Annotated in this window: 5 protein-coding genes, 3 tRNA genes and 1 pseudogene; all 9 read right to left on the bottom strand. The window is 68.9% G+C overall.

Going from position 1 to position 7,130, the window contains the following annotated elements; all coding sequences use genetic code 11:
- Window positions 1-2,148, bottom strand: a 2,148-nt coding sequence (locus AB0M88_RS01960) for a tetratricopeptide repeat protein (protein WP_364093919.1), incomplete at its 3' end; no start/stop codon positions are given.
- On the bottom strand, window positions 2,145-2,579 hold the full coding sequence (locus AB0M88_RS01955) for a hypothetical protein (protein ID WP_364093917.1): 435 nt from the start codon (window positions 2,577-2,579) through the stop codon (window positions 2,145-2,147). The genes AB0M88_RS01955 and AB0M88_RS01960, both read right to left, overlap by 4 nt.
- Before the next feature lie 490 nt (window positions 2,580-3,069).
- Window positions 3,070-3,216, bottom strand: a pseudogene (locus tag AB0M88_RS01950) (haloacid dehalogenase); the annotation flags it as partial.
- A 174-nt stretch (window positions 3,217-3,390) separates the two neighbouring features.
- Window positions 3,391-3,464 (bottom strand) — tRNA-Phe (locus AB0M88_RS01945).
- A gap of 13 nt (window positions 3,465-3,477) precedes the next feature.
- Window positions 3,478-3,551, bottom strand: a tRNA-Asp gene (locus AB0M88_RS01940).
- A gap of 49 nt (window positions 3,552-3,600) precedes the next feature.
- A tRNA-Glu gene (locus tag AB0M88_RS01935) sits at window positions 3,601-3,673 on the bottom strand.
- Between the two features lie 100 nt (window positions 3,674-3,773).
- Entirely contained in the window at window positions 3,774-4,775 is a 1,002-nt protein-coding gene (locus AB0M88_RS01930) for a MerR family transcriptional regulator (protein ID WP_364093915.1), read from the bottom strand.
- Window positions 4,765-5,358, bottom strand: coding sequence for an isopentenyl-diphosphate Delta-isomerase (idi, locus tag AB0M88_RS01925; protein ID WP_364093912.1), 594 nt, complete (start codon window positions 5,356-5,358; stop codon window positions 4,765-4,767). The genes AB0M88_RS01930 and idi overlap by 11 nt, the downstream gene beginning before the upstream one ends.
- Complete coding sequence (gene crtI / locus AB0M88_RS01920) at window positions 5,355-6,827, bottom strand: phytoene desaturase family protein (protein ID WP_364093909.1); 1,473 nt, start codon at window positions 6,825-6,827, stop codon at window positions 5,355-5,357. Before crtI ends, idi begins: the two co-directional genes overlap by 4 nt.
- Between the last annotated feature and the right edge of the window lie 303 nt (window positions 6,828-7,130).

Below are 7,130 nucleotides of genomic sequence, written 5' to 3'. Positions count from 1 at the left end.
CACCCGCCGCCGATCGCCCAGCACCGCCTCGAACCCGGCAACCGCCTCCGCGGTGCGGCCCGCCACCTGGTAGGCACCGGCGAGGTTGCTGCGCGAGATCAGCGTGTCCGGGTGATCCTCGCCCAGCACCCGCCGCCGATCGCCCAGCACCGCCTCGAACCCGGCAACCGCCTCCGCGGTGCGGCCCGCCACCTGGTAGGCACCGGCGAGGTTGCTGCGCGTGGTCGGCGTGTCTGGGTGATCCTCGCCCAGCACCCGCCGTCGATCGCCCAGCAAGGCTTCGAACTCGGCGATGGCCTCCGCGGTGCGGCCCGCATCCTGGTAGCCGCTCGCGAGGTTGCTGCGCGCGGTCAGCGTGGACGGATGACCCTCGCCCAGCACCCGCCGTAAGTCGGCCAGCACCGCCTCAAGCTCGGCGATCGCCTCCACGGTGCGGCCCGCCGCCCGGTAGGCGAGGGCGAGGTTGCTGCGCGAGATCAGCGTGTCCGGGTGATCCTCGCCCAGCACCCGCCGCTGATCGGCCAGCACCGCCTCGAACTCGGCGACCGCCTCCACGGTGCGGCCCGCATCCTGGTAGCCGCTCGCGAGGTTGCTGCGCGCGGTCAGCGTGGACGGATGACCCTCGCCCAGCACCCGCCGTAAGCTGGCCAGCACCGCCTCAAGCTCGGCGATCGCCTCCACGGTGCGGCCCGCTACCCGATAGGCGAGGGCGAGGTTGTTGCGCGAGATCAGCGTGTACGGGTGACCCTCACCAAGCACCCGCCGTAAGTCGGCCAGCACCGCCTGAAACTGGACGATCGCTATATCGATCTGGCCTTGGAACTGTCGGTAGGTGGCCGCGCGGTCGCCGATCAACAGCAAGTCAACCAATTCGTGATCGGCCGAGACGTTGCCGGCTAGGGTGTCGATGTGTGGCAGCAGGGCGTTCCATCGAGGCCATCCCTGCACGTTGTTGATCGGATCGTCGGGTATCGCGGCGGCGAGCAAGTCGACCGCTCGTTCCCGCACGGAGACGGCTGTGTCAGCTGCGACCTGGGTATTACGGGTGACGGCTTGGACGAGACGATGCATACCTATGAGCCCGGCCTCCCGGCTGATGATGCTGTAGGACACCAGCATCGCCAGAGCGTCGTCAATGTCAGCCGGATTGCCGCCCAGTGGTGCGAGAACGTCGTCGGGCAAGCCCTCGGGAGCCAGCCAGGCGAGCACGTCCAGTACCTGAGCCGCCAATGGGTTGAGGCGCGCAATCGCGGTCATGGTAACCGTCCACACCGCTGCGATACTGCGGCCAGCTTTCCCACCGTGCCCGGCGTTGCTCGCTACCCGGTCGAACTGATCGTCCAACAGCTGGCGGTAGTCGTCGAACCCCATCCGATCGTGTTGAGCAATGTAGGCGGCGGCCTGCTCCAACGCCAGCGGCAGATCACCAAGCTCTGCGGCGAGCCGACCCGCCGCTTCGGCGTCGTCGTGACCGGTCAGCCCTGTCAGTAGATCGACCGCGGCGCGCCGGCTGAGCACCCCCAGCCGAAACGGCGTCAATCCTGACATCGCCCACCGGGCGGCGCCCAGATCGCGGCGGGTGGTTACCACCACTTGCCCACGCCCGCCGACCACTCCCAGCAGATCGGCGACGTCGTTGACGTCCTCGACGTTGTCCAGCACCAGAAGCCAGCCGGTGTGCGCTTGCAGCCAGCCGATCGCCCACGCCTGCGCATCGGCCAAGGTGCCGACCGGATGCAGCCGTCGGGTCAACGCCGCCAACCCCAGCTGCAGATTCGCGGCGCCGTCCGCGGTAATCCACCACACCAGCGAATACCGCGACAGGTACCGGCGCGCGTAATGGTTGACCAGCTCACTCTTGCCGATGCCACCCAGCCCGTGCACGGCTGCCTGGCCCACCACCACACCGGCGTCATCACCGTCGAGCTGATCAGCTAACACGCTCAGGTCACGGCCGACGAACACCGCCGAGGGCCGCGGCAGATTGTGGATCGTCGTGCCCTCTCCGACCCGCTGAGGCGGCGGCAAGCGACCCGCGTCCACCCCGATGTTGTTCTGGGTGTTGCCCGAGCCGACCTGCACCTGGCCCCCGCTGATCCGGGCGTCATACCCAACAGGTTCAGACGGGTCGGCATGCCCGGTGCTCACGCCGGCGGCACCGACGAAAAGTTATTCGTCTGGCTATTTCCCGAGCCGACCTGCACGCCCTGACCACCGGAGACCGTCACCGTGTACCGCTCGCCGCCCACCTTCGCCTGAGCCAACAGCTGCGACACGTCCTGCGCCAACTGCGGCTCCTGCGACAACGCCTTCAACAACTGCGCCCGCAACACCGCCACCGACGCCTCATCACCCGGCTGCTGACCGACCTCCACCGCCGCCACCCGCACCTGCTCACCCCGCTCCGAAGCGAACAACCGGCGCAGCAACCGCCGACCCAGCCCCACAGTGGCGTCCGCGCCGGCATCACCGGCAACCTCAGTCACCTTGTCCACCAGTGCGCCACCGTAAGCGGCGGCCGCCGCTGACACGTACGGCACCAGGTCCTGAGCCAACACCCCAAGATCCACCACAGTCACCAATCCCTCGCCCACCGTCACTGCTGGTGTACAAGGTTCCCGCAACTCGCGACGTCAGGAAGCCATCCATTCGGATGAACGCGTCCACCATTTGCCCTCGGCTCGCCAGTAAGTCAGCGGGGGCGCCCAGCGTCTGAGCGACGCTTAACGGGCCACACTAGAGGCACCTCGTCGACCTTCTGACCCGTCGGGTGCGAGTGGATCTGTTGGCCTATATCGACCGTCGAACTGCGATCCAGAGCGGGGCAGGTTGTGGCCTACTCGGGGTTGTCACCGGCTGCTGGCCAGACCGACCCGTTCCGTCGACTGCCTCCGTTCACCCAAAGTTGGGATACAGCACGGTGCGTGCCGGCTCTCGCCAAGTTTCGCCAGGACGACGATCTCTGCCCATTTGCGGACTCGACCGGTCGCGGACCGCTCCGGGTTCGAGATCTGCCGTAGCACCGATGTGCACCTCGGTGAGAGACCTCCGGCAGTCCTAAGCGCGACGCTATTTAGGCCTCGGCGCCAAAATCTCGGCGAGATCACCCATCGAGGTGACCACAGCATCGGCGGCGGAGAAGGCGTTAACCTTCCATGATCGATTGGCGTAGCCGATAACACGAACGCCGGCCGCTCGCGCGGCTTCGATGTCCGTCCCGAAGCGGGCCGGCAGGTCGAGCAAGCGGCCAAGCTTCTGACGCACCATCGACCCGCTCGGAAAACCACCGTGAGCAATCCGTGAGCAATTCGCGCGATCGGATGGCTGCCAGGCTCAGATAAGCAAGATCCCTGACCTGCGTCCGCGCTGGTCAGGGATCCTATGCTCTCGTGGCCAGGGGCGGGGTCGAACCGCCGACCTTCCGATTTTCAGTCGGACGCTCGTACCAACTGAGCTACCTGGCCAGGTAATTTCGTGCGGTCCTGACGGGACTTGAACCCGCGACCTCCGCCTTGACAGGGCGGCGAGCACTCCAACTGCTCCACAGGACCTTGCTAACCAACTGCCTTGCTCTCCAGCAGGTCTACTTCAACCTACCAGTACCCCCAACGGGATTCGAACCCGTGCTACCGCCTTGAAAGGGCGGCGTCCTGGGCCACTAGACGATGAGGGCAACTCCGTCAGTATTGCACGTTGGCAATGCTGTTCGGCGCTGACCCCAACCGGGCCCCCGCTTGAGGCTTGGAAAGCATACGTGATCGACCGCCTGCCCTTCAAATCGGTATCCCCTTTTTGTCTGCGGGGCTGTGGCCTGCGGAAACGGCGGAGGTGATGACGTCTACGGCTTCGGGGAGGGTGGTGAGCCGGGCCACTCCGGTGGGGAGTTCGGTGGGCCAGCCGGGGCCGGCGGCGCCGGTCAGCAGTGGGGGCCGGGGGCTGGCGGCGGCGCGGGTGAGTTGGTTCGGGTCGCCGGTGGCCGGGCTCTGGGACCAGAGGACGACCACCTCGGGGCCGGTGCGGTCGATGGCGTCGAGCAGGGCCGGGGTGGGGACGCGGGCGCCGAGGAGGCGGGTGGGGATGCCCGCTTCGGCGAGGGCGGCGGCGAGCGCTTCCAGGGGCAGGGTGTGTTGTTCTTCGTCGGCCGCGGCCAGGAGCACGGCCGGGACCAGGCTGCTGTGTGGACGCCGGACGGCGCCCAGCGCCTCGGTGATGCAGCGGGAGATGAGGTGTTCGACTTCGACGAAGCGGCGGGTGGCCTGGTAGCGGTCGCCGATGCCGATGAGGACGGGCATCATGACCTGGTTCCAGGCGCCGATGACGCCGTGTTCGGCGAGGACCATGTCGAGGATGTCGCGCATGGCGGCCGCGTCGAGGTGCATGGCCGCCCGGGCGACGCCTCGCGCGGCCGGGGCCGCTTGCGGGCCGAGGGCGATGACCTGCCCGCCGCCCTGCCGGGAGCCCGGCGAGACCGCTGAAGCAGCCGCAGCAGGGTCAGCAGCGGGGCCGGCCGAAAGAGCCGGAACAGCGGCCGGCGAAACCGCGGGCAGCGGGGCACGACGAGCCCACGCCGCCGCTTCGGCCGGAGCAACCCCTTGCACGGTCAACCGCCGCATCACCTGCAACCGGTCAAGATCCTCCGCGGTATATCGCCGATGATGCCCGGGCACGTGCTCGCTCGGCCCGAGTCCGTACCTCTGGTGCCACGTTCGCAGCGTGGTGACCGCGACACCGAGCCTCCGGGCGACCGCCCCAGCGGTCAGCCCGTCATCCGTCACCCGACCGCTCCGGAAACGCCGACGCGGAAGGAGACCCGGAAGAAGACCCGGAGGAAGACGCCAGCTGGCCGGTGACACCGGCCAGCCAGGGCGCGTACGCCCGTGCATCAGTCCCGAGGTCGGCGAGCAGGTCGCCGACCGTGACCCACCGAAGGTCTGCCACCTCGGCCGGGTCGGGCCGCGGCACCGCCCCGGCGGGCAGATCTCCGACCAGAACGTGGTCGTACTCGTATTCGACGCGACCGGTCGACGGATCCTCCGCGTAATAGGCATAGACGCCCACCGAAGTAAGCACTACGCCCTCGATCCCCACCTCTTCGGCCACGCGCCGGGCGGCCGCGGCCGCGAGGTCCTCGCCCGGCGCCGGATGCCCGCACGCCGTATTGGCCCACCGCAACGGGAATCGCGTTTTCTCGGCCGCCCGCTGCTGCAGCAGTACGTGCCCGGCCGGGTCGCGCACGAAGACGGAAAATGCCCGGTGCAGCTGGCCCGGTGCGGTATGCGCTTCGGACACCGTCGTCGAGCCGATCGCGGTTCCGGAGGAGTCGACCAGTTCGACGAGGTGGGATTCGCGGGGGGTCATGACGTGATCCGAGCGGCCGCGAGTTTGCCCGATATGAGGACCATCGGCACGCCGACGCCGGGCTGGGTGCCCGATCCGGTGAACACCACGTTCTCCAAGGTGGGGTGAAGGTTGCCCGGGCGGAACGGGCCGGTCTGGCGAAAAGTATGCGCGGCCGCGAACGGGGTGCCGGCGGCCATTCCTTGAGCGGCCCAGTCGGCCGGCGTGATGACGCGGGAAACCTCGATGCCGTCGCCGAAACCGACGTAGCCGCGGTCTTCCAGGGTGCGGATCAGGGACGAGGCGTAGCGCGGGGAAAGGGACTGCCAATCCATCGGCCCGGCGTCGAGGTTGGGCACCGGCGCCAGCACGTAATAGCTGTGCCGGCCGGCCGGCGCGACCGACGAGTCGGTGCGGCTGGGGTTGGTGACCAGCAGCGACGGGTCGCTCATCAGCAGTCCACGGCGGATCACTTCGTCGAAGGTCCCGCGCCACGAGGAACCGAAGTGAATGTTGTGGTGCGCGATTTTCGCGTACGCCTGCCGGGAGCCGACATGGAGCACCACGCACGAGGGTGAGTAACGCAGCCGGCGCGGCGAACGCCGGGGCGGCAGAAGGTCGCGGTACGCGACGGGCAGATCCGGATTGAGCACGACGACATCGGCCGGGATGCGGGTTCCGTCGGCGGTCTGCACCGCGACCGCTCGCCCGGCCGAGGTTTCGACGCGGGTGACGGTCCTGTCGTATTGGATCGTGACGCCGTGTTTCTCGGCCGCGCCGGCCAGGGCCCGGGGCACCGCCTGCATTCCGCCGGCCGGGAAATAGACGCCGGCCACCGAGTCGAGATAGGCGATGACGGCGTAGATGGCGAGCGCGTCCTGCGGGGCCAGCCCGGCGTACATCGCCTGGAAGGAGAAAATGCGCTGGGTGCGCGGATCGCGGAAGAATGAGTTGATCTTCGGCTGAAGGCGGCGGAAGCCGCCCATGCCGAGCAGTTTGAGCAGGTTGAGGTTGAGCAGGTCGACCGGGCTGTCGAGGTTGCGGTCGATGAAATGGTTGCGTTCCAAAAGCCACAGCGAGCGGGCGAAATCGACGAACCGCAGATATCCGTCGGCCTCGCGGGGGCCGCAGACCCGGGAGATCTCGGCCGCCATGCGCACCGTGTCGGTACGGATGTCCAGTGTGGAGCCGTCCGGGTAATGGGCGCGATAGGCGGGGTCGAGTGGTGTCAGCTGGAGCCAGTCGGACAGTTTCTCGCCCACCGCGGCCAGTGGTTCCTCGATCAGCGACGGCATCGTGAGCACGGTCGGGCCGGTGTCGAACTCGTACCCCTGGAGGCCGAGGCGGCCCGCCCGGCCGCCCGGGACCGATTCGCGCTCGAGCACCGTGACCTGGCGGCCGGCCGCGGCCAGATGCAGGGCACAGGCGAGGCCGGCCAGCCCGGCGCCGACGATCACCACCCGGGTCGTGGGTCCGGCAACGGTTCGCATGCTCGCCATCATGCCGGGCGATTCGTGGCGCGGACGGCCAGCGCGGTCAGCGCGTCGAGCGCGGCGGGCTGGATCGGCGCGGCGGCCAGGGCCTTGACGCCCTCGTCGACCCGCTCGCTGATCATTTCTTCGATGACCGAGGGGGCGCCGGTCGCCGCGATCAGGGAGGCGAGCGGGGACCCCCGCGGCCCGGGCGGGGGGGGGTTTTCAGCGGGCGGGGGGCGGGCCGGATACCCCCCCCGGCCGGGGTGGGGGGGGTGGAGGGGGGGCCCGAACCGGGGGGGGGGGGGGGGGGGTGGCGCG

It is taken from the genome of Actinoplanes sp. NPDC051411 (assembly GCF_040682075.1).
Lineage (GTDB): Bacteria > Actinomycetota > Actinomycetes > Mycobacteriales > Micromonosporaceae > Actinoplanes.
The sequence above is the reverse complement of the archived record's forward strand: the minus strand, read 5'-3'. Positions and strand labels throughout refer to the sequence as shown.